This window comes from Cupriavidus sp. UGS-1 (assembly GCF_021213615.1).
In the GTDB taxonomy this organism is placed as follows: domain Bacteria; phylum Pseudomonadota; class Gammaproteobacteria; order Burkholderiales; family Burkholderiaceae; genus Cupriavidus.
The window spans coordinates 31,954-58,031 of sequence record NZ_JAJQJF010000008.1; the positions used below are offsets into that span (position 1 = coordinate 31,954).

Below are 26,078 nucleotides of genomic sequence, written 5' to 3' on the forward strand. Positions count from 1 at the left end.
ATTCGGTTCTCGGATGACTGAATCGCCTGGTCGGGCGTGAATGGCTGCGCGGGGGATCGATGCACTGTCCCGCGCGGATCGCCGCGCGGCGATGCCTTACCAGCGCTTGGTCTTGATGTTGTGCACGTGGGCGTGCTCGCCGGCCTTGATCGGCGCGACCACCTTGCCGATGTCGACGCCGTACTTGTAGACCGTGTCGTTCGGCGCCATGTCGCGCAGCGCGACCTTGTGGCCGATCGGGATCGGCTGGCGCGCGGTCACCGTGATGGTGCGGTCCTCATCCATGATCCAGGCGTTCAGCTCGGTGCCCGCCTCGATCCCTTCCACCACGGCCACGGCCACCGTGTCCTTGGCGTCGTGCAATACGACGTGAATCATCGTTGTGTCTCCTCTGTGGGTTGGTGCGTGCATCGGATCATAGGTGCTCAAAACATAAAGGTCAACCAACTCATCTATATGAATTAGATGTATATGGTTGTGCGCTCCGGCGCGTTCGTGCTCGCCAACCCTAACTTGCCTTTGAAATGAGAAGCGTTTGCTGTCGCACTGACGCAGCAGCCCGACCGTCCGAAGATCGGCTCGCGGAGCTTTCCCTGGCCGCGGCCGCCCGGCATCGAAGGGAGATCGGCCGCCCAACCTCCGCCTACCCGGGAGAGTCGGCCATGCGTCCGATCAGACTGCTGTTGGTGGCGTCGCTGCTGCTGAACCTCGCATTCGTCAGCGCCACCGTGATGGCGATCCACCGCCTTGGCGGCATCAGCTATCTCGCCTTCAAGCTCAAGCACCGCGACGATGGCTCGGGCTACAGCGCGGGGCGGCTGCAGCATCTGCGCTCGCTCGATGCCACGCTGCCCGCCGGCAAGATCGTGTTCGTCGGCGACTCGATCACCGAAGCCGGGGAATGGTCGGAGTTTCTCGGTCACGGCGATGTGGTCAATCGCGGCATCGGCGGCGATTCGACCGCGCGGATTCTCGACCGCATCGAATCCGTCGCCGGTACGCGGCCGTCCAAGCTGTTCCTGATGGCCGGCATCAACGACCTGGGCGCCTTCGACGAACGCGAGGTGTTCGACCGCTATCGGCAGATCGTCGACACGGTCAAGCGCGTGTCGCCCGGCACGCGGATCTATCTGCAGAGCACGCTGCCGGTCAACCGCGAGATCCGCGACACCGGCCGCGACAATGGCCGTGTCGCGCAGCTCAACGCGCTGCTGGCCGGACTGGCGGCCAGGGACGATCGCGTCGAGTGGATCGACGTCGGCCGCGCGCTGGCGGACCGCGACGGCAACCTGGACCGCGCGTACACCTATGACGGCGTGCATCTGAACGGCGCAGGCTATGCGCGCTGGAAGGCCGTGATCCTGCCGTATCTGCAGGGCACCAGCGTCGCCGTGCGATAGCGCTCCCCGCCTTCCGCGCCGATGCGATCGGCGAACACGGGCGGCGTGCCAGAACCGGCTTCTGGTATGTTGAGCGTCGCGTCTTGCGCCTGACAGCGTTCGACGCTTCCCCACTGCCCCGGATGAGCCCGGAGGAGTCCGCCATGTTCCAGGTGATCGCCCCTTGCCCCGCGTTGGCGCCCTACGTCAACGGCTACTGGTTCGTCCAGGATCTGGAGGGCATGTATGAAGGGCAGCCGATCGTGACCTGCCCTTACCCGGGCGCGGTGCTGTCGGTCAACTTCGGCCGTCCCAATGCGATGGAGGGCGGCCCCACCGTGCCCAAGGTCTCGCTGCTGGGTTTCCAGTCGGCCAGCCGCCGTTGGCGCTCGTGGTCGGACACGTATTTCGTCATGGCGATGCTCGGCGCCGTGGGATTGGCGCGGCTGTTTCCCGGCATTGGCGCGGACTGCAAGGATCGCCTGATGGACCTCGCGGGCTATCTGGGCGACGGGGCGGCCTGCGCGCTCGAGGCAGACCTCAGCGCGGCGTGGTCGCCGGGCCGGATCGCCCGCCAACTGGACGACTGGCTGCTGCGGCGCCTCGATGCCATCCGGGCGCCAATGGAACTGCCAACCCTCGCGGCAGCCCACGCGCTGTTGCGGCAAGGCCGGCAGGTGCAGGACATCGCCCGGCTGACCGCCGTCGATCGCCGCCAACTGCACCGATGGTTCGAGCGGCATCTCGGCCTCGGCCCCAAGCAGCTCATGGACCTGGAGCGGCTGCAGTCGAGCATCCAGGCCGTGCAACGCGGCGATGGGGACGCGCTGTCCGGCTACAGCGACCAAGCCCACCAGATCCGCAACTGGCGGCGACGGCTGGCCCAGACCCCAGGCGGCTACGCCCGCGCCGGACCATCGCCGCTTGCCGAACACTTCGGCGCGCAATCGACTGACGGCCCGGCCTTCTACCTCTGACGGCGCGGCGTCCGGCGTCCCAAACGTTCAATACGGCGCGTCCGCGCGGCGGCATCCTGCCGGTGGCACACGACAGGAGGTACGGATGGACGTTGATGAAATTGCGCTGGAACGATCGCTGGTCGACTACACCGACGGCGAGACGACCTTGGAGGGTTACGTGGCCCGGCCCACGCGCCTCGGGCCTTCCGCGCCGTGCGTGCTGCTGGCCCACGAGTGGAGCGGCCTGAGCGATCCCATCAAGTGCAGCGCGGACCGGCTGGCCGCATTGGGCTACGTCTGCTTCGCCGCCGACGTCTACGGCAAGGGGGTCCGCGGCGACCCGATGGGCGACAACTCGCGTCTGATGAATCCGATGCTCGCCAACCGTGCCCTGCTGAGGCAACGGCTGCTGGCGGGGCTCGATGCCGCCATGGCGCTCCCCGGCGTCGATCCGGCCCGCATCGCCGCGGTCGGCTACTGCTTCGGCGGCCTGTGCGCGCTCGACCTGGCGCGCGCGGCGCCGCCGAATCTGGTCGCCGCGATCAGCATTCATGGCGTGCTACAGCCGCCACGGGTCGACCGGCAAGGGCCGATTTCCGCAAGCGTGCTGCTGTTGCACGGGTGGGAGGACCCCGTCGCGCCGCCGGCCGATGTGCTGGCCATCGCCAGGGAACTGACCGACGCAGGGGCGGACTGGCAGTTGCACGCCTATGGGCACGCCCGCCATGCCTTCACCTTCGCCGGCGCGAACTTCCCGGAACGGGGGATCGTTTATGACCCGAGGGCCGACAGGCGCTCATGGGCGGCGATGAAGGGATTCCTGGCCGAGCAACTGGGGGCGTAAAGCTCACGGCCAGCCGTCTTCTTGTAACGCAAAAAAAAACAGCGGCGAATCCCTCCGGGCATTCGCCGCCGCATACTCCCGCACTGCCTTACTTCTGTTGCTGCTGCTTGCGCTCGCGCTGTTGGCCGCCTTGCTGCTGCTGGCCGCCCTTGCTTTGTTGCTGTTGTTGCTGCTGCTTGCTGCCGCTCTTTTGGCCTTGGCCTTGCTGTTGCTGAGTCATGATGGTCTCCGGATGTGCGGACATGACGTCCGGACCCGAATGGATGCATCGAGCGTGCCAGCGGACAGATTGGGCGTGATACCGACGTGAGGAGACCTATCGTCCGCAGCGCAGGCGTCATGCGCTTCGGCAAGGCAGTCGCTAAGGCAGTCGGTGTCGCAGAATCTGCACGAGGTATTGTCAATGCTGCAAACGAGCCTTGGCCCACCGCGGCTACCCCCCTTGCAGCGCCTCCGGCGACAGCGTGCCGAGCCAAGCCACCAGCGCCAGGATGGCCGTGGCGCAGCCGGTCTCCAGCCACAGGCTGCGGCGCAGCGCCGCTGCCGCCGAGCGCGCTTCGCCTGAAGCCAGCGCCGCTGCCAGGCGCGGGCTGAAGCGATAGCGGTTGAACGCGGCAAGCCCCAGCATCGCGCCGAACAGCGCGAGCTTCGCCAGCAGCAGCTGACCGTAACCGGTGGAGGCGATGCCGGCCAGCGACGGGCCGACGATCAGCCAGTAGTTGATGGCGCCGGTCAGCACCAGCGTGGCGACGACCAGCGTGCCGACGCGTGCAAACTCGCTGGCGGCGCGAGCGAGCATCGCCACCTCGGCCGTGGTGGCGCGGCGCACACCGGCGGCCATGCAGACGAAGGCGAGCAGCGCGCCGACCCAGGTACCTGCCGCAAGCAGATGCGCGATGTCGGCGCCCAGATGCACGTAGCGGCGGACTCCCTCGTCCATGGCGCCGTGGCCGGACCACGCCAGCGTGGCGAGCGCCACGGCCGCCGCGACGGTTGCACTGCCGAGACGAAGCGCGTGTGGCAGGCGACGGATGGAAAAGGCAAGCAACACGGCGAGCAGCGCCGCCATCCGCACGCTCCAGGCCAAGCCGAAGTCGGTCGCGGTCAGCACCATGCCGACGGTTTCCCGGTCCAGCAGTGCGTATTGCGCGACGCCCGACAGCGCCTTGGCCATCAGCAGCAAATTGCCGACGGACAGAAGCAGGCCCGCGATCGCGCCACCGACTGCCGCGTACCGCACCGATGTGGCGAAGCGCGATTGCCGCTCGTCTCCGCGCAGCCCGTGCACGACAAAAAACGGCAGCCCGAACACCAGCATCAGGTCCAGGTACAGCGCAAACCGCAGCAGGACGGTCGGCCAGTCCGGCGGCATCGGCTCACTTCACCTGGAACGAGATCCTGCCGCTGACCGGGTGCGTGTCGGACGCGACGGCACGCCATTCCAGACGGTAGCTGCCCGGCGACAGCGGCTTTGCGGGCGTGACAACCAGCGTCCTGGGGTCGTCGCCCGGCGCCACGGTCGCCGCGATCTTCATCGGACCATGGTCGCCCATGCCCGGCATGCCTATCATCAGCAGATTGGCGCCGGAAAACTGCTTGACCAGAGCTTCCGAGAACCGCAGCTCGATCCGCTCCGGCGCCGACACCTGCGCGTGATCGGCCGGCGTCGAGGACAACAGCTTCGGATGCGCGAACGCGGTCTGGCCGATCAGCAGGGCCGCACCGAGCGACAGCAGTTGGATGGTCTTGCGGATAGCGCGCATGGCAGCCCTCCAGAAAGTCTGGCAATCACGAAAACCCGGCTCAGAACCACACGCGCACGCCGGCGACAAAGCGCGTCTCGCCGCTGCGGCCGCCGGACGCGCGGACCATGTCCGCCGTATTGCCGAACGTCTGGTAGCGCTCGACGCCGATATACGGCGCGAACTGGCGGCTGAACTCATAGCGTAGCCGCACGCCAACCGCGCCGTTGGACAGGCCGCTGCCGACGCCGACCTCGCGGTCGTTCTTGCCGTAGACATTGGCCTCGATGCGCGGCTGCAGGATCAGGCGCTGCGTGATCAGCAACTCGTACTCGGCGGACAGCCGCAGCGCCGTCCGCCCTTCGGTGCCGAGGTAGCCGGTGGCGTCGACCTCGAACCAGTAGGGCGCCAGCCCCTGTACGCCGAACGCGAGCCAGTTGCGCGCGGGACGGCCGTGGCCGGCGTCGTTGCGGATACCGAGCTGGGTGTCCCAGTAGCTCGCGATCGCGTGGCCCCACAGCAGTTCGGTGCGGGCCTCGTGGACCCTGCCGCGTTCGACCTCGCCCTCGGCCTTGATCACCAGCCGGTCGTAGGTATTGCCGAACCACGCCTGTGCCTCGTACGCGGCGGCGTCGGTGTCGCTGCCGCGGGCCCATTCGAGGCGGTCCACCAGCACCGAGCCGAACAGGTGCTCGTCCGCCATATGCAGTTGGCGATGGGGACCGAGCGCGTACTGCCCGACGCCGAGACGATGGCCGCCGGAGTAGGCGTGCGGATCGCGCGCGTCGGGCGGAGCGCTGCCGCCCTGCATCTTCATGTCGCCGTGGTCCATCGCCGGTTGCGGGGCGCTGGCGGGCGGCATGGCTTGTCCGTTGCCGTGGACGCCGTGGTCCATCGATTGCGCAGTGCCGTGGTCCATGTGGTGCATCGCGCCATGGTCCGGGCCCGGCTTGTCGGCGGGCGCGGCAGCGGCTTCGGCGGGCTTGCCGGCCGCAGGCTGTGCCGCGGCCGGTTGATGGTGATGCCCGTGGTGGTCGTTGCGCCCGTGCTGCTGCTGATGCTGCTGCTGGTGCTGGTGCTGGTGCTGGTGCTGGTGCTGGTGATGATCACCGTGATCGTGCTGGTGCGGCTGCTGTGCCAATGCGGCGCTGGCGCCGGCGGACGCGAGCAGGAAGGCTGCAAGTGTTTTCGAAGGCATGGCTCGGGCTCCGTGCGTCTTGGAATTCGGATGAAAGCTCGGGCCCGTCAGGCCACCAGCACTTCGCGGAACATGCCGGCGTCCATATGCATCATCAGATGGCAATGCCACGCCCAGCGTCCGAGCGCATCGGCCGTGACAAGGAAGCTGATGCGCTGGGCCGGCTGCACCGGAATCGTGTGCCGCCGCGCCTGGAACGAGCCGTCCGGCGCCTCCAGTTCGCTCCACATGCCGTGCAGATGCATCGGGTGGGTCATCATCGTGTCGTTGTGCAAGATCACGCGAAGCCGCTCGCCGTGGCGGAAATACACCGGCGTCGACTTGCCGAACTCCAGCCCATCGAACGACCAGGTGTAGCGCTCCATATTGCCGGTCAGGTGCAGCTCGACCTCGCGGCCCGCGCCGCGCGGGTCCATCGGACCGCCGACCGTGCGCATGTCGGCCAGCGTCAGCACGCGGCGTCCGTTGTTGCGCAGGCCGATGCCGGGGTCGTCCAGATTGGTGCGCGCCATGTCGACCCGCATATCGGTGCTCGGGCCGTATTCGGTGCGCGCATGACGGGCGGTCTTGCTGGGAACCTTCAGCGAACCGTCGACCGGCATCGCGGCCATCGCATGCTGGCTGTGGTCCATCGCCATGCCGCCATGTTGCGTGCCATGCATGCCATGCATCGCGTGCGCGCCGTGCATGGCACCGTGATCGTGAGCGCCGCCATGGCTTCCGTGGGCCATCGCCCCCATGTCGCCCATCATGTCGGTCATGGTCAGCCATTCGGCCTTGTCCAGCGCGGGCACGGCGGCCTGCAGCCCTTCGCGCGTCGCCAGCGTGCCGCGCGCGTAGCCGGTGCGGTCCATCGACTGCGAGAAGATCGTGTAGGCCTCGTCGCGCGGCTCGACGATGACATCGCAGGTCTCTCCGGGGCCGAAGCGGAATTCGTCGACCGTCACCGGCTCGATGTTCTGGCCGTCGACCTGCACGACCCTGAGCTTCAGCCCGGGAATGCGCACGTCATAGAAGGAATTGCCGCTGCCATTGATGAAGCGCAGGCGGACCTTGTCGCCCGGCTTGAACAGGCCGGTCCAGTTGCCGGCCGGGGTCACGCCGTTGGTCAGATAGGTCAGCGTATGCGCGGACAGGTCGGCCAGATCGGTCGGGCTCATCCGCATCTGGTTCCACATGCGGCGCTTGTCGACAGCGGCCTTGACGCCGTCGTTGGCGATATCGCGGAAGAAGTCGACGACGGTGGGCTGGTTGTAATTGTAGTAGTCGCTCTGCGTCTTCAGCTTGGACAGCACGCGCATGCCGTCCTCGTCGGTCCAGTCGGACAGCAGCACGGTATGGTCGCGGTCCGCCCGGATCGGGTCGTCGTCGCCGTCGATGATCAGGCCGCCGTAGACGCCGGTCATCTCCTGGAAGCCCGAGTGCGAGTGGTACCAGTAGCTCCCGCTCTGCACGACCTTGAAGCGGTAGGTGAAACTCTCGCCCGGGGCGATGCCGGGAAAGCTGATGCCGGGCACGCCGTCCATCTCGAACGGCAGGATGATGCCGTGCCAGTGGATCGAGGTCGGCTCGCGCAGCCGGTTGGTGACGCGAATGGTCACCGTATCGCCCTTGCGCCAGCGCAGCGTCGGCCCCGGCAGCATGCCGTTGATCGTGTGGGCGATGGCCGGCTTGCCGGTGAAGTTGACCACCGCCTCCTCGATGACCAGGTCGAACTCGGTGCCGGAGAGCACCGGCGCGCTGCCGCTGCCCGCGCGCCGCGGGCGGTCCGCTTGCTGGGCCCAGCCTGCGCCGGACACGCCGGACAGTGCACCGAGCACGCCCCCCGCCACCAGTCCCTGCACGAAACGCCGGCGGGACAGATGGGGCGGCAGGGCCAGGGTGGTCGGGGCAATGCGTGGCATGGAAGCGGTCCTCGTTTTCTATCGTTGTCTATCGTGATCTATCGCGTCGCCAGCATAAGGACACGGCAGTAACCGCCCAATTACCCCGACATTACATTCCGGTAAGGTTGGCGTCATGTTGTGAGCGTGGCCCTACACTATCGCGACAGTCGCGCCGGACGCCGATGGCGGGCCGGAGCAAAAGCGGAAGCGACCGGGAAGCGGGAAAGCGGGAAGCGGGAAAGCGGGAAGCGGGACAGCAGGAAAGCGCCGATGAAATTGCTGGTAGTCGAAGACGAGGCCAAGACCGGGGAATACCTGCGGCAGGGCCTGACCGAGGCGGGGTTCGTGGTGGACCTGGCCGCCACCGGCCTGGACGGCCAGCATCTGGCCATGACCGAACCGTACGATCTGATCGTGCTCGACGTGATGCTGCCCGACGTCGACGGCTGGCGCATCGTGCAGACGCTGCGCGCCGCCGGCAACCGCGTGCCGGTGCTGTTCCTGACGGCACGCGACAGCGTCGCCGATCGCGTCAAGGGGCTGGAGCTCGGCGCCGACGACTATCTGGTCAAACCGTTTGCCTTCGCCGAACTGCTGGCCCGCGTCCGCACGCTGCTGCGCCGCGGCGCCACGCAGGTGGCGATGGACCGCATCCAGATCGCCGACCTGGTACTCGACCTGGCCCGCCGCCGCGCCACCCGTGCCGGGCGGCGCATCGTGCTGACCAACAAGGAATTCTCGCTGCTGGAGCTGCTGGCGCGCCGGCGCGGCGAGGTGCTGCCGCGCTCGCTGATCGCCTCGCAGGTCTGGGACATGAACTTCGACAGCGACAGCAACGTGATCGACGTCGCGATCCGCCGCCTGCGCGCCAAGATCGACGACGACTTCGACATCAAGCTGATCCAGACCGTGCGCGGCATGGGCTACGTGCTCGAAAATCCGGAGGACGCCGACTGATGCCGCGCCTCTCGCTGACGGCCCGGCTGACCGCGCTGTTCTCGCTGACCTCCGCCTGCGTGCTGTTGGGTCTCGGGTGGCTGATCTTCTCGGCGATGGACCGGCACTTTGCCGATCAGGACTACGCGCTGCTCGGGGACAATCTGCGGATGGTCGAGCGGATCGTGACGACGGGCCCATCCGACGGCATCGCCGCGCGGCTGGCCGACGCGCAGAAGCACCACGGCGGCCTGCTGATCCATGTGCAGGGCGATCGAAGCGCGCCGCTGTTTGCGAGCCCCGGCTTCGATTTCCGTGCGGCGCTGGATGCGGCGATGCGGCCCGGTGCGGACGGCGATGCGCTCGAATGGCGGCAGAACGGCCAGCTCTATCGCGGCATGGTCCGCACCCTGCGCGAATCCGGCACGGGCGAACCGCTGCGCATGCTGGTCGGCATGGACACCGAGATCCACGATCACTTCATTCACGCATTCCGCCAGTCGCTGGTGTTCTATATCGCGCTTGCCGCGCTGGCCAGCGGCGTGCTCGGCTGGTGGGCCGCGCGCCGCGGCCTGTCGCCGCTGCGCACCATGGCCTCGCGCGCGCAGACCGTGACGGGCAGCAAGCTGTCCGAACGGATGCCGGTCGAAGCGGTGCCGGTCGAGATGGCCGATCTGGCGGCCAACCTGAACGCGATGCTGGCTCGGCTGCAGGACGATTTCCGCCGCCTGTCCGAGTTCTCCTCGGACCTGGCGCACGAGCTGCGCACGCCGATCACCAATCTGATGACGCAGACCCAGGTCGCGCTGTCGCAGCCGCGCGATGCCGGCAATTACCGCGACATCCTGGCGTCGAACGCCGAGGAACTGCAGCGCCTCGCCCGCATGGTGTCGGACATGCTGTATCTGGCCAAGATGGAACACGGGCTCGACCTGCCGAATACCGAGGCGATCCGCATCGCCGACGAGGTGCGCGCGCTGTTCGACTTCTACGAGGCGCTGGCCGAGGACAAGGCGGTGCGGCTGGACCTGCAAGGCGACGGCCGCATCCAGGGCGACCGGCTGATGCTGCGGCGGGCGCTGAGCAATCTGATTTCCAACGCGCTGCGCTATACGCCGCCCGGCGGCCGCATCGTCGTCGCGGTGGCCGACGCCGGCGAACACGTCGAGGTCGCGGTGGAAAACGATGGCACCGAGATCGACCCCGCCCTGCTGCCTTCGATCTTCGACCGCTTCTCTCGCGGGGATAAATCGCGCACCAGGCCCGAATCGGACAGCGTGGGGTTGGGGCTGTCGATCACCAAGGCCATCATGCTGGCGCATGGCGGGGATATCGCGGTGCGGTCTCAGCAGGGCAAGACGCGCTTTGGTCTGAGGTTTCCGAAGCGGGCAGATTGAAAGGCAGAAAAACGTTGGGGGCAATCGTTGGCCGATCGGTCCGCTCCTCCGGTCCGTCTAGTCCAAGAAGGGATGGCGTCGAACTGCAAAGGCGGACCCGCCTTGATGTGCGTGGGTTATTGCAAGGCATTCATGATCCCTAGCGCCACAACTTCAGATGCAGCCGAGTTCTGCCCGCGATCATCATCCAGTGGTTAGCAAATTGCACTCCTCACTCGCGCGGCGATTGACTAGGCCGTACTAACAGCCAGCAGCTTGCCTTGCCACCAATTACGGGACTTCCTTTGCAAATCGACCGCTGCCCCTCTCCACGTCACTGGCCTCTGTCACCGCTTGCCGTTGACCACGAAAGCCGGGCCATAGGGATTTATGACGTCAAGCAAAGTGCGTCCCAGAGTAGCAGAACCACTGCTACACACATGCGGGCTCCAGCCAATGGAGTGATTTTCCAAACGTATGGTAGAGGTCCTGGCTATAAACCTGTTGCTCTACGCGGCATTCTGCTTTACCGACTCCTAGACGCCCGGAGCAGCGCACTGTCGCCGTTGAAGCAAGTCAGCAGAGGGCTTTCGATCGCGGCAAACGGCGGGAGGCAGCGGAACCATGCCTGCGGGCCAGGTCTTGAAACGGGTATCCTTGTAGGCATAGCCGAGCGTCAGAGTTCTTCAAGTCAGAAAAAATGAATAACGTGGATAAGATCAAAGAGATGCTGCAGCAGCTGCGCGCTGCAATCTATACCACTGTGCGGATAGCTCCAGCATGCATTCAGTTTGTTGGCCAGCCGCACCATTATTATTCGGAGCGCTCCCGCGATCCGGATCAACGACTGAAAGAGGCCGCTTCGCTATTGGCTTGGTTAGCGCTCGTCCTTGCGCTTTTCCAGTATTTCGTTATCACATCAGTGAACGAAATCAAAAACCCCACAGCTTATGCTGCCGGCTCGCTATTCTTTAATGTGGTGCATCTGATTGTCATGGCGGGCGCCTTCGCAATCCCATCTAAGATGGCGGAGCGCTCAACACCGTTTCTCACACATCTTGCGAACGCGCTATGCGCGACAGCGGTACTGTTGCCGACCGCCTTCCTCACACTGTCTTGGGCCCGGATACGCGTGCAGTCCGTGCTGGATCCCAGCTTTGCCTCGAACGCGAATCACTGGGGCAACTTTATTGTGCTCCTCGGCTATTTTTGGATGGCCTATCACGTGTACCGAGGCCTACGATCTAATATCCAGGCATCACGAGGGCGGTCAGTGATTGCGACACTAGTAGGGCTGCTAGTCGTTTTGATCGCGACGCAAGCTCTCATAGCTGCCAACGAGGCTATTGTGGTGCAGGCTGTAACACGTTAAGCACTCCAATCGATAAAGCCCCACGCCGTGCAAAACGCCGCATCTTCAAGGTGCCTCATATCTATTGCACGGCTGCCCGCGATTGAACCAAAACAACGCGAAATAAGCGCGCTCAATCTAGTGCACAAGCCTTCCCGGCCATGTATCGTCTTAATCTTGGACTCGACGGGCGCTAGAGTTCGCGAGGGCGTCAGCTGCTGACCAAGCCATTTCGATGTCGCTTGGCATTCTCGCGTACCAAGCCGGGAATTTGAGCTGTTCTGCTATCTCCAGGTCGAGCTTGGCTCAACCCCAAGCGACACGTATCGCTGTTGTCGGAACCAGAGTGCCCACCTCTCTCTTGAAATTTAGCGCCTTCGCGCCCCCAACTTGGCCTTTGCAGCAATGACTGCTGCATCAAAGTCGAGTAACGGGGCGCGCTGCCAGTTGGCGGCGCCTACCGTCTTCAAGCCTGACTAACTATTGGCGGCGCCGGACTAACTAACCGAATTCACCACTTTCGTAGACTAGGCGGGCGATCCGCTTACTCCACCGTCACCGACTTCGCCAGATTGCGCGGCTTGTCGACGTCGGTGCCGCGCGCGCAGGCCGTGTGATACGCCAGCAATTGCAGCGGCACGACATGCAGGATGGGCGACAGGTCGCCGTAGTGCTCGGGCAGGCGGATCACCTGGATGCCGTCGGTCGACGTGATGTGCGTGTCCGCGTCGGCGAACACGTAGAGCCGGCCGCCGCGGGCGCGCACTTCCTGGATGTTCGACTTCAGCTTCTCCAGCAGCGCGTCGTTCGGCGCCACCGTGACCACCGGCATGGCCTCGGTCACCAGCGCGAGCGGCCCGTGCTTGAGCTCGCCGGCCGGATAGGCCTCGGCGTGGATATACGAGATTTCCTTCAGCTTCAGCGCGCCTTCCAGCGCGATCGGGTAGTGCAGGCCGCGGCCGAGGAACAGTGCGTTTTCGCGGCGGGCGAAGTCTTCGGACCAGGCGATGATCTGCGGCTCCAGCGCCAGCACGCCGTGCAGCGCGGCGGGCAGGTGGCGCAGGTTCGCCAGCGCCCTGCCCTGGCTTTCCTCCGACAGCGTGCCGCGCAGCTTGGCCAGCGCCAGCGTCAGCATGTACAGCGCAGCCAGCTGCGTGGTGAAGGCCTTGGTCGAGGCGACGCCGATCTCGGTGCCGGCGCGGGTGATGAAACGCAGCTCGGTTTCGCGGACCATCGCGCTGCTGGCGACGTTGCAGATGCACAGCGTGTGCTCGTGGCCCAGTCCCTTGGCATGGCGCAGCGCGGCCAGCGTGTCGGCGGTCTCGCCCGATTGCGAGATCACGACCACCAGCTGGCGTGGGTTCGGCACCGTTTCGCGGTAGCGGTATTCGCTGGCGACCTCGACCTGGGTCGGGATGCGGGCGATCGCCTCGAGCCAGTACTTGGCGGTGCAGCCCGAGTAGTAGCTAGTGCCGCAGGCCAGGATCAGCACGCTGTCGATATTGGCGAACACCTGCGCGGCGCGTTCGCCGAACTGGCTCGGTTCGATGCTTTCGATGCCTTCGAGCGTGTCGGCCAGCGCGCGCGGCTGCTCGAAGATTTCCTTCTGCATGAAATGCCGGTACGGGCCCAGATCGACGGCCGCCGCATGGGCTTCGACCACGCGCACCTCGCGCTCGACCGGCTCGTCGTCGAGGTCGTGGATCGTGATCGCGTCGCGCCGCACCTCGACCACGTCGCCCTCTTCCAGGTAGATCACGCGGTTGGCGGTACCGGCGACGGCCAGTGCGTCCGAGGCGAGGAAGGCCTCGCCTTCGCCCAGCGCCGCGACCAGCGGCGAGCCGGCGCGCGCGCCGACCACGACGTCCGGCTGGTCCTTGGCGACCACGGCAATGGCGTAGGCGCCGTGCAGGCGCTTGGTGATCGCGCGCACTGAGGCGAACAGGTCGCCGCGCGTGGCGCTGCTCGGATAGGTGTAGGCCTGGTGCACCAGATGCGCGACCACTTCGGTATCGGTCTGCGAATCGAAGCCGTAGCCAGCGGCGCGCAGTTCGTCGCGCAGCGGCTCGTAGTTCTCGATGATGCCGTTGTGCACCAGCGCGATGGTCTCGCCCGAGAAGTGCGGGTGCGCGTTGATGGTGTCGGGCTTGCCGTGCGTGGCCCAGCGCGTGTGGGCAACGCCGATCGTGCCGGACAGGCCGGAGCCGCGCGTCTGCTCGTCCAGGTCCGCCACCCGCGACACAGTGCGGGCGCGCTCGAGCGTGTCTTCGCGGACCACCGCCACGCCGCAGGAGTCATAGCCGCGGTATTCCAGGCGGCGCAGGCCTTCGATCAGAACCGGAACGATATTGCGCGTCGAGACCGCGCCGACGATGCCACACATGTTGCTCTCCCTGGGTGCCGCGGCTCGTGACCGCCTGCGTTGATGCTTTGTTCGATGTCCCGGATGGCTGGGCGCTTATGCCGCCCGCCCCCGGCCTGGCGCGCCGGCCAGCGCGGTGCGCCTATCTTACTTCGTGCCCTGCCTGGGCTGCTTGACCGGCCGCTGCCAGCCGGGGACGGTCATCTGCTTGGCCCGCGACAGCGTCAGCTGGTCGGCCGGCGCTTCCTTGGTCAGCGTGGTGCCGGCGCCCAGCGTGGCGCCGCGCCGCACCGTGACCGGCGCGACCAGCTGCGAGTCCGAGCCGATGAAGACGTCGTCCTCGATGACCGTGCGGTGCTTGTTGACGCCGTCGTAGTTGCAGGTGATCGTGCCGGCGCCGATGTTGACGCGCGAGCCGACCGTGGCGTCGCCGACGTAGGCCAGATGGTTGGCCTTGCTGTGCGCGGCGATCTGGCTGTTCTTGACCTCGACGAAGTTGCCGATATGGACGTCCTCGCCCAGTTCGGTGCCTGGGCGCAGACGGGCATAGGGCCCGATCCGGCCGTCGGCGCCGACCTGCGCCTGCTCCAGATAGCAGAACGCCAGCACCCGTGCCCCGGAACCGATGCGGCTATCGCGGATCACACAGTGAGGACCGATCTGCACGCCGTCTTCCAGGTGAACTTGTCCTTCGAACACGCACCCCACGTCGATCGTGACGTCTCGGCCACATGTCAGTTCGCCCCGGATATCGATCCGGGCCGGGTCGAGCACGGTCACGCCGGCTTCCAGCAGCCGCATCGCCTGATTGCGCTGATGCAGGCGCTCGAGTTCGGCCAGTTGCACCTTGCTGTTGACGCCCAGCGTCTCCCACAGCGCGCCGGGCTGGGCGGACACGACCTCGACGCCATCGGCGACGGCGCGCTCGACGGTATCGGTGAGGTAGTACTCACCTTGCGCGTTATCGTTGCGCAGCGTGGACAGCCACTCGGTCAGCTTCGCGGTCGGGCAGACCACGATGCCGGTGTTGATTTCGCGGATCGCGCGTTCGGCCTCGCTGGCGTCCTTCTGCTCGACGATGCGGGCGATGCTGCCGGCGGCGTCCCGAACGATGCGGCCGTAGCCGGTCGGATCGTCCATCTCGACCGTCAGGATGCCGAAACGGTCCTTGCCGGCGGCTTCCACCAAACGGGCCAGCGTATCGGCCCGGGTCAGCGGCACGTCGCCGTACAGCACCAGCGTCGGCTGGGCCGGATCGAGCAGCGGCAGCGCCTGCATCACCGCGTGGCCGGTGCCCAGTTGCTGAGCCTGCAGCGCGAAGGCGACATCGGGGGCGGCGACCGCGGCCTGGACCCGCTCGGCGCCATGGCCCACGACCACCACCAGCCGCGTCGGCGACAGCGTACGCGCGGTATCGATCACATGAGCAAGCAGAGGCCGGCCGGCCAGCGGATGCAGCACCTTCGGCAAATCGGAATGCATCCGTTTGCCCATGCCGGCGGCGAGAATGACGATGTTCACGAGGAGGTTCCTAAGTGAGTGCGCCCGAATTGAGATCCGGATCGGAAAGACGCGCGACCAGCCCCGACGTGACAGCCGGGCATTGGCGCAACTGGCAGACGCCTGGCCGTTTATCGGCTGCGTTTCGTCCTGGACGGGCGGATGCGGAGGCCGTCGCCGGCACCCCGCCATCGCCCGCAAACCGTTGCCAGACCTTGCCTGGCGGGCGACGGCGAGCTGCCGTCGGCGCGTCCGGCGATTCTAGCATGGGGGGTATCCGCCGCTTGACGGCTGTTGCGCAAATTCACAATGTGCGGTGGCGCGAACTGATCGCGGCGGGGATGCTGGTGTTGCTGACCGCCTGCAATGCGATGAAGCTCGGCTACCAGCAGGGCGACCACCTCGCCTACTGGTGGATCGACAACTATGTCGACGTCTCCGACGACCAGGAACCGCAGACGCGCGACGCGATCGCCCGTTTCTTCGCCTGGCACCGGCGCGAGCAGTTGCCGGAGATCGCCGCCTTGCTGCAGCGCGCCAAGAGCGAGGTCCAGGGGCCGGTCACCGAGGCGCAGCTGGAGCGCGTGCGCGACGACACGCAGCGCATGGCGCGCGTCGCCTTCGACCATGCGATTCCGGATGTCGCCGATCTGCTGTTGACGCTGACGCCGGACCAGATCAAGCGGATGGAACGCAAGTTCGCCGACGGCAACGAAAAGTACCGCAAGAAATTCCTGCGCGGCAGCCCCGAAGACCGGCTCGAGGCGCGCTACGACAAGGTGATGGAGTGGGCTACGCTGATCTACGGCCGCTTCTCGCGCGAGCAGCAGGAAGCGATCCGTGCCGCGCTTCGCCCGGTGGTCGACAACGCCGAGTCGCGCTTCGGCGAACGGGTCAAGCGCCAACAGGCCTGGCTGGCGCTGGTTCGGCAGGTTCAGGCCGAACATCCGCCCAAGGCGCGCGTGATCGCGCTGCTGCAGCGCTTCGGCGACCAGTGGCAGGCGCCGCCGACGCGCGAACGCCGCGTCAGCTACGAGGCCAATACCGAGGCCGGACTGACGGTGGCGGCGCGGATCGCCAACATGACGACGCCGGAGCAGAAGCGCCACGCGGTCGAGCGCTTCCAGAAGTGGATCGAGGATACGCGGTCGCTGATGCGCGAAGAGCCGCGGCAACCGGCCATCGCGCCGTCGCGCGCCGCGAACTGAGACGGCGGGCAAGGAAAAGCCGAAGAGCGCGGAAGGCGGGCGGGAGAAGAGCCGGAGGAGCGCTGAATGAACCGGCGCCAGGGCGCCGATGCCTTATTCGGCCGCCGACGCGGCCGCCGCAGTGGCGGTCCCCGCCGCCGCGCCTTCGGGCTTCGTGTCCCGCCCCCCCGGCCTCTCGAAGCGGACGAATTCCATCCGGTTCTCGGCGCTGCCGCCGGCGAACACCAGCGGCTGCTGCGAGAATGTCGAGTCGCCGAACAGCGAGGCCTCGTCGACCTTGGCCAGGCCGGTCGCCAGGCCGTTGAAGTCGAACAGCTCGGTATCGGCAAGATGCGACGGCACCACGTTTTTCAGCGCCGAGAAGATGTTGTCGATGCGGCCCGGGTTCTGCCGTTCCCACTCGAGCAGCATCTCCTTGACCTTCTTGCGCTGCAGGTTCTCCTGCGAGCCGCACAGGTTGCACGGGATGATCGGGAATTCCATCGCGCGCGCATAGGCGGCGATGTCCTTCTCCGAGCAATAGGCCAGCGGGCGGATCACGATGTGCTGGCCGTCGTCGGTGGCCAGCTTCGGCGGCATCGCCTTCATCTTGCCGCCGAAGAACATGTTCAGGAAAAAGGTCTGGACGATGTCGTCGCGGTGGTGGCCCAGCGCGATCTTGTTGGCGCCCAGTTCCTTCGCGGTCCGGTAGATCACGCCCCGGCGCAGCCGCGAACACAGCGAGCAGGTGGTCTTGCCCTCGGGCACCTTCTCCTTGACGATCGAATAGGTGTCGGCCTCGACGATCACGTACTGCACGCCGATGCCATCGAGGTAGCGCGGCAGCACGTCCTCGGGGAAGCCCGGCTGCTTCTGATCGAGGTTCATCGCGATCAGCTTGAAGTCGATCGGTGCCCGCTTCTGCAGCGCCATCAGCACCGACAGCATCGTGTACGAGTCCTTGCCGCCCGACAGGCAGACCAGCACCGTATCGCCGTCCTCGATCATCTTGAAGTCGCCGATCGCGCGGCCCGTCTGCGATTGCAGATAGGTCTCGAGGCGGTAGAAGTTCTTGGAATGGGTGGTTTCGGTCATGGCGGGAGGGCTATTGCCGGCACTGTGGGGGGGCCGGCCTTACGGCAAAGAACGCCATTCTAGCGGGTATCAGGGGAAGGGGCTGCAGCCGGAAGCGGCGCGCCTTTGGCGCTGCCGGACAGGACTAGGCGGTCGGTTCCTTCCCGTCTTGCAGGCGAAGCGCCGCGAGCAACGGAGTGATCTGCGCAGCAATCGCGGGGAGATCGCGTTTCACCGTCAGCCATACCGCTTGAAGATCTACCTTGAAATAGCCGTGGGCAAGCACGTTTCGCATTTCGTATGCCGCGGCGAAAGGGACATCCGGATTCGCCCGGACATATTCCGGGTAATGACGATCAATGTTGCGGCACGCTTCGCCAACGATTTCGATGTTCCGGATGACGGCGTCCTGCACCAGGCGATTGCGCAGAAACTCCGACTCGTCCATGCACGCCACATACAAATCCACCTGCTTGACCGCGTCGAGCATATGGCCGAGATATTCAATCAGCCTGCGACGGTCTCGGCTCATACGGGGACCGCTTCATTGACGACCTCATCCCGAAACTGGTCCGGCAAGGCGTTGGGCGTCACGACGTCTACCGGAACGCCCAGCAGGCGGCGCAACTCGAGCCGCATGGCCCCGATATCGAGCAAGCTTGTCTCCGGCGTAGGATCGATCAGGATATCGAGATCGCTGGCCGCCGTATCGGATCCATGCAGCACGCTGCCGAACACCCGGGGGTTGGAGCCGTGATGGCGCTCGATGATGTTTCGGATCGCAGCGCGATGCGCTTGAAATGCCTTCGAGGGTCGCATGGCTCACCAATCTGCTAAGAGTGGGACTTCTCGGCAAATGATATGGGAAGCACGCCGGAGAGCAATAGGACAACCTCCCTGGTTTCGGTACCGGCCATCTGGCCACGTCGTCAGGCGCTATTCCGACTTGATATGAAACACCTCGACGCCGACCGAATCGCAGTCCGGGTACACGTCCGGCTTCTCGGTCGATACGCGCACCGCGCGCACCTTGGGGTGGCGCAGCATCGCGCGGGCGACGTCGTCGCACAGCGTTTCCTGCAGATGGACATGGCCCAGCGCCATGCGTTCGGCAACGGTATTGCGCATGAAGTCGTAGTCGACGACCTCGTGCAGCTTGTCGTCGTGCGGCGTGCTTTCCGCCAGCGGCACGTACAGGTCGATATTGATCAGCACGCGCTGTTCGCCCTTCTTCTCGAACTCGTGCACGCCGATGTTGATCTGCACTTCGTAGTTGCGCAGGAACATGCGGCGGCAGTCTTGCAGGCTGGGATGGGAAAGAGCGGCGGACATGGCGGCGTGGGAGAGAAAGGGCAGAGAGGAGAAAGCCGGGAACCGGCAAAGGCCGCCGATGGTACAGGCGGCGCCGGCTCCGGGGAAGTCATTCGGTCAGGAACATCACGTCGCGCGCCAGCGGCATCAGGTGCTGGCCGCCGTCCACATATAGCGTCGTGCCGGTGACCGCGCGCGCCTCGGCGAGATAGGCCACCGCCTGGGCGATATCGTCGGGCGTCGACGACTGGCCCAGCGGCGTCATCCGGTGCGCGCGCTTGAAGCCGCCGCCGGACTGGTCGCCGGACACCAGCGTGATGCCCGGCGCCACGCCGACCACACGCAGCCGCGGCGCCAGCGCCTGGGCCAGCTGCATCGTTGCGGTCTGCAGCGCGGCCTTGGACAGCGTGTACGACAGGAAGTCCGGGTTCAGGTTGTCGAGCTTCTGGTCCAGCAGATTGATCACGACGCCGCGCGCATCGTCCGGCAGCGCCCGGTGCAACTCGCGCGACAGCAGCAGCGGCGCGGCGACATTGGTACGCATATGCGTGTCGAGCGAGCCGTAGGAGAAGCTGGTGGCGACGTCGTACTGGAACAGCGAGGCGTTGTTGACCAGGCAGGTCGGCGTGCCGATGGCGGCGGTGCAGGCGGCGATCAGCCCGCCAGTCGCGGCCTCGTCGGCGAGGTCCGCCTGCAGCACCGCGGCGCGGCGGCCCAGCGCGCGGATCTGGCCGGCGACCTCTTCGGCCTCGTCGCGCGAGCGATGGCAGTGCACGGCGATATCCCAGCCTCGCGCCGCCAGCTCCAGCGCAATGGCGCGGCCGATGCGGCGGGCGCCGCCGGTCACCAGCGCAATGCCGCGGCCATTGCCGGGCACGGCCGCCTGCGTCGACGAAGCCGCGGACGAAGCGGGCGCGGCGCCGGAAGAAGTGAAATCTGGCATTGCTACAATCGCGGGATGCAGAAAACCGGTAGTTTACCCCTTCCCTCCGCGGACGCGCTCGACGCCTCCACGGCATTGGCCACGCGCATCGGCGAGGCGATCGACGCCGCGCAAGGCTGGCTGGGCTTCGACCGCTATATGGCGATGGCGCTCTACACGCCCGGGCTCGGGTACTACAGCGGCGGTGCGGCCAAGTTCGGCCGCGACGTGCGCGACGGCAGCGACTTCATCACCGCCCCCGAGCTGACCCCGTTCTTCGCCCGCACGCTGGCGCGCCAGCTGGCCCAATGGCTCCAACTCGGCCTGGACGAGGTGATGGAATTCGGCGCCGGCACCGGCCGGCTGGCGGCGGATCTGCTGCTGGCGCTCGAAGACGAAGGCCAACTGCCCTCGCGCTACTGGATCGTCGAGCTGTCCGGCGAACTGCGCGCCCGCCAGCAGGCCACGCTGGCCGCGCGCGCCCCGCATCTGGCCGCCCGCGTGCAGTGGCTCGACGCGCTGCCGGCGCGCTTCGAGGGCGTAGCGATCGGCAACGAGGTCCTCGATGCGATGCCGGTGCGGCTCTACGCGCGGGTGGGCGGTGTCTGGCATGAGCGCGGGGTCGCGCGCAACGATGGCGGCGAGCATGGTAACGATGCGCCCTTCCGCTTCGCCGACCGGCCGCTGGGCGCGGCCGACGTGCCCGCCGCCGTCGCGGCGATTCCCGGCGACCACGACGTCGTCACCGAGACCCATGCCGAGGGCGAGGGCTTCGTCCGCTCGCTCGGCGCGATGCTGACGCGCGGCGCGGCGCTGCTGATCGACTACGGCTTCCCGGCCAGCGAGTACTACCATCCGCAGCGCACCGGCGGCACGCTGATGTGCCACTACCGCCATCACGCCCATCCCGATCCGTTTCTCTATCCGGGGCTGCAGGACATCACTGCCCACGTCAACTTCAGCGGCATCGCGCAGGCCGCGGTCGACGCCGGGCTCGAGGTCGCGGGCTTTGCCTCGCAGGCGCGCCTGCTGATGAACGCCGGCATCACGGAACTGCTGATGTCGCTGGACCCGAACGATGCGCGCAGCTTCCTGCCGGCCGCCAACGCGGTGCAGAAGCTGCTGTCCGAAGCCGAAATGGGCGAGCTGTTCAAGGCCATCGCGCTGACGCGCGGTCTGGGCGACAGCGTGCCGATCGGCTTTGCCGCGGGCGACCGCAGCCACACCCTGTAGCCACGGAAGGCCCCCATGCTGCGCTGGACACTGACCATCTTCCTTTCCGTGATCATCCTGTCGTCCGCGCTGCCGTGGCTGCAAAAGATCGGGCTGGGCCGCCTGCCGGGCGACGTGCGCTTCCGCCTGTTCGGCCGCGAGTGGGTGCTGCCGTTCGCGTCGACGGTATTGCTGTCGCTGATCGCGCTGGTGGTTGGCCGGCTGCTATAGCGGGAGGTCAGGCGAGAAGTCCGGCGGGAGATCCGGTGAGACAAGATCCGCGGGCAGGTCCATTGCCGGCACGCCGTCGCACAACGCGAGCAGAGGCTCCAACGAGGGCTCGCCATATCCCCACGCCAGCCGGCGCCGCAGATCGGCCAGCGCGTGCAGCGGCGAGCCGCGGTAGGCCGGCGGCAGGCCACCCACCGCGTCGAGCAGCGCATGCCATATCGCCATGCATTCCGCCCGGGAGCGGATCATCACGGAGCCGCGCGCCAGTACCGTCAGCACGCTGGCGCGGCGCGCGGCCGGCAGGCCGGCCACCCGCTCGAGCAGCAGCAACGCCGCGTCCGGATGGTCGATCGCCGCGGCGGCCACCAGCCATTGCTCCTGCGCGGCCGGCGGCTGCCGCGTCAGTGCCTGCAGCAAGCCCTCGCATGCCGCCGCCCGGTTCGCCTGGCCGAACGTAACGCCGACCACCCGCCAAAGCGCCAGCCATGGCCGCAAGCGCTGTTCGGCCGGTACGCGGTGCAGCAGCGCGACGAGCTCGGGCCATGCCGATGCCGCCAGGGCGGGACGCATTCTGCGTAGCTGCCAGGCCATCCGCTCCAGTTCGACCGCCAGCGCCGCGGCAGGCAGCTGCCTGATCTGTTCGAGATAACGGTCCCAATGGCGCTCGAGCAGCGCGCCGGAATCGGCACAGCATTCGTGCAGCACCGCCACCTGCTGCGCCGGAGGAAGGCAAGCCGCGGCATCGACCACCATATCGCCCCGCGGGTCCCAGATCATCAGGCCCAGTTCGGGCAAGGCTGTCACCAGCGCCTGCAACGGAGCGGCACGATACGCCAGCGGCAATGCCTCGACGGTATGCTGAAACAGCGTCAGCCACGAGTTGACCCGCTGCGGATAGCCTGGCATCACCGTCAGTGACGCCGCGAGGGACGCGATCGCATCGGCACGCCGAGGTGGCGCCATTGTCATCGCGTCCGCCCATACCGTGGCCCACACCTCCGACAGGTCCTGCACCGGATGACGGTGCATCGCCGCGAGCCACCGCCCCAATGCGAGTGCATCGCCGCACGCTCGCACACCGATGGCCCACAGCCGTTGCGGCCCGTCGCCATCGGCATGGAGCGACAGGGACACCGTCGGCCACGCGGCCACCCGAATCAGCACCGGCAACAAGCTGTCGCCGGGCAGCGATTGCGCCGTGCCGATCAGCCACCGTCGCAACTCCACGGTCCTGGCCTCGTCATCCGGCAGTTGCCGGACCGCGCCGACCTCGCCCGCCGCCGCGCACAGCAACGCGGTGCGCTCAGGAACCGCCGGCTGCCCATCCGGCCGCACCAATTGCGCGTACACCGACTGCAACACGCCGAGCAGATCGAACTGCCGCGCGTGTTCGACCGTGCGAACGGACTGCAGCATGGCCACGACCAGGGGACCACGATCCGCCTCAGGCAAGGCGAGTGCCCACAGCAGGCGCGCGGGCAGCTCGGCAAGCAGCGAGGGGGCCAGCCAAGGCATGTTGTCAAAGAATGCCTGGAATGCCGCGGCCTGCTGCCGGCCGGGCAGTTCGAACACCAGGCGCAGCAATCGGGCTTGCAGCCATGGATCGCGCGCCCGCTCGCTTCTGCCATGCACCCAGCCGAAGCCGCGCAGCCATTCGCACAGCGCCGTCTGACGTGCGCCGGGCGGCAGCGCGGCGATGGCCTGGAGCAGGACATCGCACGCTTCAGGACCCATGTCGAGATGCAGCATCGGCAGCCGCTGCGCCAGCGCCGCCAGACGATCGCCACGCGTGGTTGCCGGCACCCCGGCCGCATCGATCTCCCGCAACGCGTCGCGCAGCGTCGACAGGCTCGACGCGCGCGCAATGCGCCAGCCGATCCGGGCCAGGCGCACCACCGACGCCAGCGTCGCGCGGCTGCGGTGGTCCGTGCGCGCGATCGCGCAAAGCGGCCGATCGTCGAGATAGCCGGCGATATGCCACAGCAGATCGGTCGTCAGATCGTGCCACGTGGCGCGGGGATGTCCGGCTTGTGCGGCCGCCCCTGCCTCCCCGGTTTCCCCGGCCGGCACGAACGCCGGGTTGGTCATGCATCGGGTATCGATTTGCAGCGGCATGGTGGCTCCGTGAAACAGTTCAAGGCCAGGTCTCGTCGATCCGCGCGCGCTTCGGCGCGACGGCCTGCATGGCGAGCGGGTACCGCGGCCGCTTCAATGCACGGCGTACCATCGCGGATTCCGCAAAGGGATCGGCCGCGGCGAAGCCGGCCGGCATGTCGGCGGGCGGTACGCCGCGCAGCAGCGCGACGAAATACCGGCGGGCCGTGCGCCGCATGTCCGGTGGCAACTTGGCAAGCAGTTGCGCCAGTTGCTGCAGCGGCGCGCCGCGATAGTGGGTCGGCAACTCCTTGACCGCGCCGACCAGATCGACCCACACCGCGATGCGTTGATCGGTGCCCCATTCAACGCGATGGCCCGTGCCGGCAAGCCGTGCCGCCCGCGCTACCCTCGCCAGCACCTCGGCCTGCAGCGCCGGGGGCAGGTCGCGTGCCTGCGCCACGATCCATTCGCAGCGCCTGTGATCGGCTCGCCAGGTCGCGCTCAGCAGGCATTGCTGCCGCGCGATGGCCGGCTGTCCGGCCAGCAGATCGGCGAGCGTGTCGCGCGCGCGTTCGTGTCCGACCGGATCGCGCTCGAACACCCGATTGATCCGCCGCAACAGCATCTGCCACGGCGCCTGCCGGTGCTCCGGCGGCAAGTCGTTCACGGAATCGGCGATATCCCGCCATGCCTGTACCCGATGCGCTTCCGCCTGCAGCCGGACGATGCGGTCGGCCAGCTGCGACAGCGCCGCGCCGCGCTGCCCCATCGGCAAACGCAGGATGATGCGGCGGCACGGCTCCCAGAACGGTTCGGCGGTGCCGAAATCGATGCAGGCAAGCAGCGCCCTGACCTGCGCGGCTGTCGGCAGCGCAGGCATGGCGTCGACCAATAGCCGCCAGCGCTCGTCCTGGATCGCCGCATCCTCCGTCAGCAAGGCCTCGGCCAGTTCCACCAACGAGGCGGTGCGCGCTTCGGGCAGCGGTATTGCGAGGGTCATCTGGTACAGCGCGAGCCAGCGGGCATGGCGATCCGCCTCATCGGGGGCGGCCGCGACGCCGTGCGCCAGCATGGCGACCACCGGCCCGGTTTCGCGTGGCGGCAACGTGATGGCCGCATCGAACAGGCACTGCCATGTTCCCTCGAGCTGTACCGAGCCGTGATGCAGGGACAGCGCCGCCAGCCAGCGGGCGTATTGCGCAGGGTCCGCGCCGAAACGCCGGCCCGCCTGCCACAGCATGGCCCAGCGCAGCGGGCCACCTGCGCCGCCCCTCAAGGCGCCCGGCCCGGCCAGTGCCGCCATCACGTCGAGTGCGCAGTCGGGCCGCAACGCCTGCGCCGCGGCCAGCAGGTCGCACCACAAGACGTGCGCGGCCTCGTCTTCCCCGGCCTGCCGCGCCAAATGCTGGTCCAGCGCATCGGCCAACGCAATCAGCACGACGGCCTGCTCGCCCGCCGCCGGCTCTCCGTTGGGCATCCGCAGCGCCTGGCAGGCGCGCAAGAACCGCTGCAAGCGCGCGTCCGTGCGCGTCGCACTGCCGAGCGGGAAAAGCCGCACGACCATTGCCAGCAAGGCGCCACGGTCCGGCGCCGGCAGGGACAGCGCCTCGTCGATCCAATGCGTGACGTTGGGCATGGCGTTTCGCGTCAACGACGGAATGCGCAGGCACGCAATCAGCGCCTCGCCGCGCCGCGCGGGCGCCACGGCATGCGCCGCTATCAGCAGCGGCCAGGCACCGCCCTTGTGCACCGGCGATGGCGAGCAGCGCGCGAGCCCATGCATCACGCCGACAAGCGGCTCTGCCCGCAGCGGGCGCGGCAGCCGCGCAATCTCGTCCAGCAGGACATCTCGTGCCGCGCAGACCATGCCGCCATCCAGGCTCGGCAGGCGGCCCGCGAGCGCGCCAAGCGCCCGAGCGCGTTGCAGGCCGGACAGCTGGGGGCTGCGCAACTCGCCTACCGTGCGCCCGAGCAGCGACAGGCTCGAAACGCAGGCAATGCGCCAGCCGATGCGCGAGTGAACGATGCAAGCGGCGAGCGCCTGGCGCGACCGGTGATGGGTTCGACCCAGCGCGTCGAGCGCCTGCCATGGCAGGAAACCTCCGATATGGACGACCAGCTCGGCGGGCAGCCGATGCCAACCCGTGTCGGGTTCGATATCGGTATCGGGGTTGGTGTCGGGGTTGGTGTCGAGGTTGGTGTCGAGGTTGGTGTCGGCCTTGTTTTCGGCTTCGATTGGGACGTACGGGATCGCGGCGGTGGAATCGTTCGATGCCGGCGGCATCGGACAGGCGGGGAGATACGGAGCGATGGGATCGGGCATGGCGTTGGACCTTTGGACAGGACAACGCCGACGCTGGGCTGCCGTGCCGGATCGGCACCATGGCGAGGAAGAGACGATGCGCGTCGGTGCAGGCGTCGGCGACTAGCCGCTCGAACGCAGTGACAGGCCGGCAGGCGCCCCGCATTCGAGCGAGGCGCCATTCTGTTGTCCGCTCCTGACCGTCGCTA

24 protein-coding genes are annotated in these 26,078 nt (G+C 67.2%); 9 read left to right on the top strand and 15 right to left on the bottom strand.

Going from position 1 to position 26,078, the window contains the following annotated elements; all coding sequences use genetic code 11:
• Positions 1–96: 96 nt before the first annotated feature.
• Positions 97–378, bottom strand: a complete 282-nt coding sequence (locus LRR16_RS12400; protein WP_006575911.1) for a UxaA family hydrolase — start codon at positions 376–378, stop codon at positions 97–99.
• 284 nt (positions 379–662) lie between these two features.
• Here LRR16_RS12400 and LRR16_RS12405 point away from each other — a divergent pair, with 284 nt between their 5' ends.
• The 3 genes from LRR16_RS12405 (at position 663) to LRR16_RS12415 (ending at position 3,182) form a co-directional block, all read left to right on the top strand.
• Entirely contained in the window at positions 663–1,400 is a 738-nt protein-coding gene (locus LRR16_RS12405) for a GDSL-type esterase/lipase family protein (protein WP_064575036.1), read from the top strand.
• 143 nt (positions 1,401–1,543) lie between these two features.
• On the top strand, positions 1,544–2,356 hold the full coding sequence (locus LRR16_RS12410) for a helix-turn-helix domain-containing protein (RefSeq protein WP_006575909.1): 813 nt from the start codon (positions 1,544–1,546) through the stop codon (positions 2,354–2,356).
• A gap of 85 nt (positions 2,357–2,441) precedes the next feature.
• Entirely contained in the window at positions 2,442–3,182 is a 741-nt protein-coding gene (locus LRR16_RS12415; RefSeq protein ID WP_232206105.1) for a dienelactone hydrolase family protein, read from the top strand.
• 88 nt (positions 3,183–3,270) lie between these two features.
• Here LRR16_RS12415 and LRR16_RS24415 read toward each other — a convergent pair whose 3' ends face one another.
• The 5 genes from LRR16_RS24415 to LRR16_RS12435 all read right to left on the bottom strand — a co-directional run bounded on the left by LRR16_RS24415 (position 3,271) and on the right by LRR16_RS12435 (position 8,026).
• A complete protein-coding gene (locus LRR16_RS24415) occupies positions 3,271–3,402 on the bottom strand; it encodes a hypothetical protein (RefSeq protein WP_255650794.1) in 132 nt (43 codons plus the stop codon).
• Between the two features lie 213 nt (positions 3,403–3,615).
• Complete coding sequence (gene copD / locus LRR16_RS12420) at positions 3,616–4,554, bottom strand: copper homeostasis membrane protein CopD (RefSeq protein ID WP_232206107.1); 939 nt, start codon at positions 4,552–4,554, stop codon at positions 3,616–3,618.
• A gap of 4 nt (positions 4,555–4,558) precedes the next feature.
• Entirely contained in the window at positions 4,559–4,945 is a 387-nt protein-coding gene (copC, locus tag LRR16_RS12425) for a copper homeostasis periplasmic binding protein CopC (protein ID WP_232206109.1), read from the bottom strand.
• Positions 4,946–4,985: 40 nt separating this feature from the next.
• Positions 4,986–6,122, bottom strand: coding sequence for a copper resistance protein B (locus tag LRR16_RS12430; protein ID WP_232206112.1), 1,137 nt, complete (start codon positions 6,120–6,122; stop codon positions 4,986–4,988).
• A 47-nt stretch (positions 6,123–6,169) separates the two neighbouring features.
• Positions 6,170–8,026, bottom strand: a complete 1,857-nt coding sequence (locus LRR16_RS12435) for a copper resistance system multicopper oxidase (RefSeq protein ID WP_232206114.1) — start codon at positions 8,024–8,026, stop codon at positions 6,170–6,172.
• A 252-nt stretch (positions 8,027–8,278) separates the two neighbouring features.
• On the opposite strand from LRR16_RS12435, the gene LRR16_RS12440 reads away from it, so the two are divergent.
• From LRR16_RS12440 to LRR16_RS12450, 3 genes are all read left to right on the top strand, one after another.
• A complete protein-coding gene (locus LRR16_RS12440) occupies positions 8,279–8,965 on the top strand; it encodes a heavy metal response regulator transcription factor (protein ID WP_232206116.1) in 687 nt (228 codons plus the stop codon).
• Positions 8,965–10,341 carry a heavy metal sensor histidine kinase gene (locus LRR16_RS12445; RefSeq protein WP_232206117.1) on the top strand — a complete coding sequence of 459 codons (1,377 nt, stop codon included), beginning with the start codon at positions 8,965–8,967 and terminating at the stop codon, positions 10,339–10,341. Before LRR16_RS12440 ends, LRR16_RS12445 begins: the two co-directional genes overlap by 1 nt.
• Positions 10,342–11,029: 688 nt before the next feature.
• The gene (locus LRR16_RS12450; protein ID WP_232206119.1) at positions 11,030–11,692 is read left to right on the top strand and encodes a hypothetical protein; all 663 of its coding nucleotides are present in this window, start codon (positions 11,030–11,032) and stop codon (positions 11,690–11,692) included.
• A gap of 523 nt (positions 11,693–12,215) precedes the next feature.
• Here LRR16_RS12450 and glmS read toward each other — a convergent pair.
• Positions 12,216–14,054 (bottom strand): glutamine--fructose-6-phosphate transaminase (isomerizing), encoded by a 1,839-nt coding sequence (gene glmS, locus LRR16_RS12455; RefSeq protein ID WP_232206121.1) that lies wholly within the window; start codon positions 14,052–14,054, stop codon positions 12,216–12,218.
• Between the two features lie 126 nt (positions 14,055–14,180).
• Positions 14,181–15,554 carry a bifunctional UDP-N-acetylglucosamine diphosphorylase/glucosamine-1-phosphate N-acetyltransferase GlmU gene (gene glmU, locus LRR16_RS12460; protein ID WP_232206123.1) on the bottom strand — a complete coding sequence of 458 codons (1,374 nt, stop codon included), beginning with the start codon at positions 15,552–15,554 and terminating at the stop codon, positions 14,181–14,183.
• A gap of 290 nt (positions 15,555–15,844) precedes the next feature.
• Between glmU and LRR16_RS12465 the strand changes: the two genes are divergently transcribed.
• The gene (locus tag LRR16_RS12465; protein ID WP_006575898.1) at positions 15,845–16,741 is read left to right on the top strand and encodes a DUF6279 family lipoprotein; all 897 of its coding nucleotides are present in this window, start codon (positions 15,845–15,847) and stop codon (positions 16,739–16,741) included.
• Between the two features lie 93 nt (positions 16,742–16,834).
• Here LRR16_RS12465 and ttcA read toward each other — a convergent pair whose 3' ends face one another.
• The 5 genes from ttcA to LRR16_RS12490 form a co-directional block, all read right to left on the bottom strand.
• The gene (ttcA, locus tag LRR16_RS12470; protein WP_006575897.1) at positions 16,835–17,815 is read right to left on the bottom strand and encodes a tRNA 2-thiocytidine(32) synthetase TtcA; all 981 of its coding nucleotides are present in this window, start codon (positions 17,813–17,815) and stop codon (positions 16,835–16,837) included.
• Between the two features lie 124 nt (positions 17,816–17,939).
• Entirely contained in the window at positions 17,940–18,326 is a 387-nt protein-coding gene (locus LRR16_RS12475; protein WP_232206125.1) for a DUF86 domain-containing protein, read from the bottom strand.
• Entirely contained in the window at positions 18,323–18,613 is a 291-nt protein-coding gene (locus LRR16_RS12480; protein WP_232206127.1) for a nucleotidyltransferase family protein, read from the bottom strand. The genes LRR16_RS12475 and LRR16_RS12480 overlap by 4 nt, the downstream gene beginning before the upstream one ends.
• A gap of 117 nt (positions 18,614–18,730) precedes the next feature.
• On the bottom strand, positions 18,731–19,126 hold the full coding sequence (locus tag LRR16_RS12485) for a dihydroneopterin aldolase (protein ID WP_232206129.1): 396 nt from the start codon (positions 19,124–19,126) through the stop codon (positions 18,731–18,733).
• 88 nt (positions 19,127–19,214) lie between these two features.
• Entirely contained in the window at positions 19,215–20,048 is an 834-nt protein-coding gene (locus LRR16_RS12490) for an SDR family oxidoreductase (RefSeq protein WP_232206132.1), read from the bottom strand.
• Positions 20,049–20,063: 15 nt separating this feature from the next.
• Here LRR16_RS12490 and LRR16_RS12495 point away from each other — a divergent pair, with 15 nt between their 5' ends.
• Together LRR16_RS12495 and LRR16_RS12500 are read left to right on the top strand one after the other, a co-directional pair.
• Complete coding sequence (locus tag LRR16_RS12495) at positions 20,064–21,260, top strand: class I SAM-dependent methyltransferase (protein WP_232206133.1); 1,197 nt, start codon at positions 20,064–20,066, stop codon at positions 21,258–21,260.
• Between the two features lie 15 nt (positions 21,261–21,275).
• Positions 21,276–21,470, top strand: coding sequence for a DUF2905 domain-containing protein (locus LRR16_RS12500; RefSeq protein ID WP_006579486.1), 195 nt, complete (start codon positions 21,276–21,278; stop codon positions 21,468–21,470).
• Here the strand turns inward: LRR16_RS12500 and LRR16_RS12505 are convergent.
• Positions 21,465–23,585 (bottom strand): hypothetical protein, encoded by a 2,121-nt coding sequence (locus LRR16_RS12505; protein WP_232206134.1) that lies wholly within the window; start codon positions 23,583–23,585, stop codon positions 21,465–21,467. The two genes, LRR16_RS12500 and LRR16_RS12505, sit on opposite strands and share 6 nt — an antisense overlap.
• 19 nt (positions 23,586–23,604) lie before the next feature.
• Positions 23,605–25,890: a hypothetical protein gene (locus tag LRR16_RS12510; protein WP_232206135.1), complete on the bottom strand. Its 2,286-nt coding sequence runs from the start codon at positions 25,888–25,890 to the stop codon at positions 23,605–23,607.
• Positions 25,891–26,078: the final 188 nt, after the last annotated feature.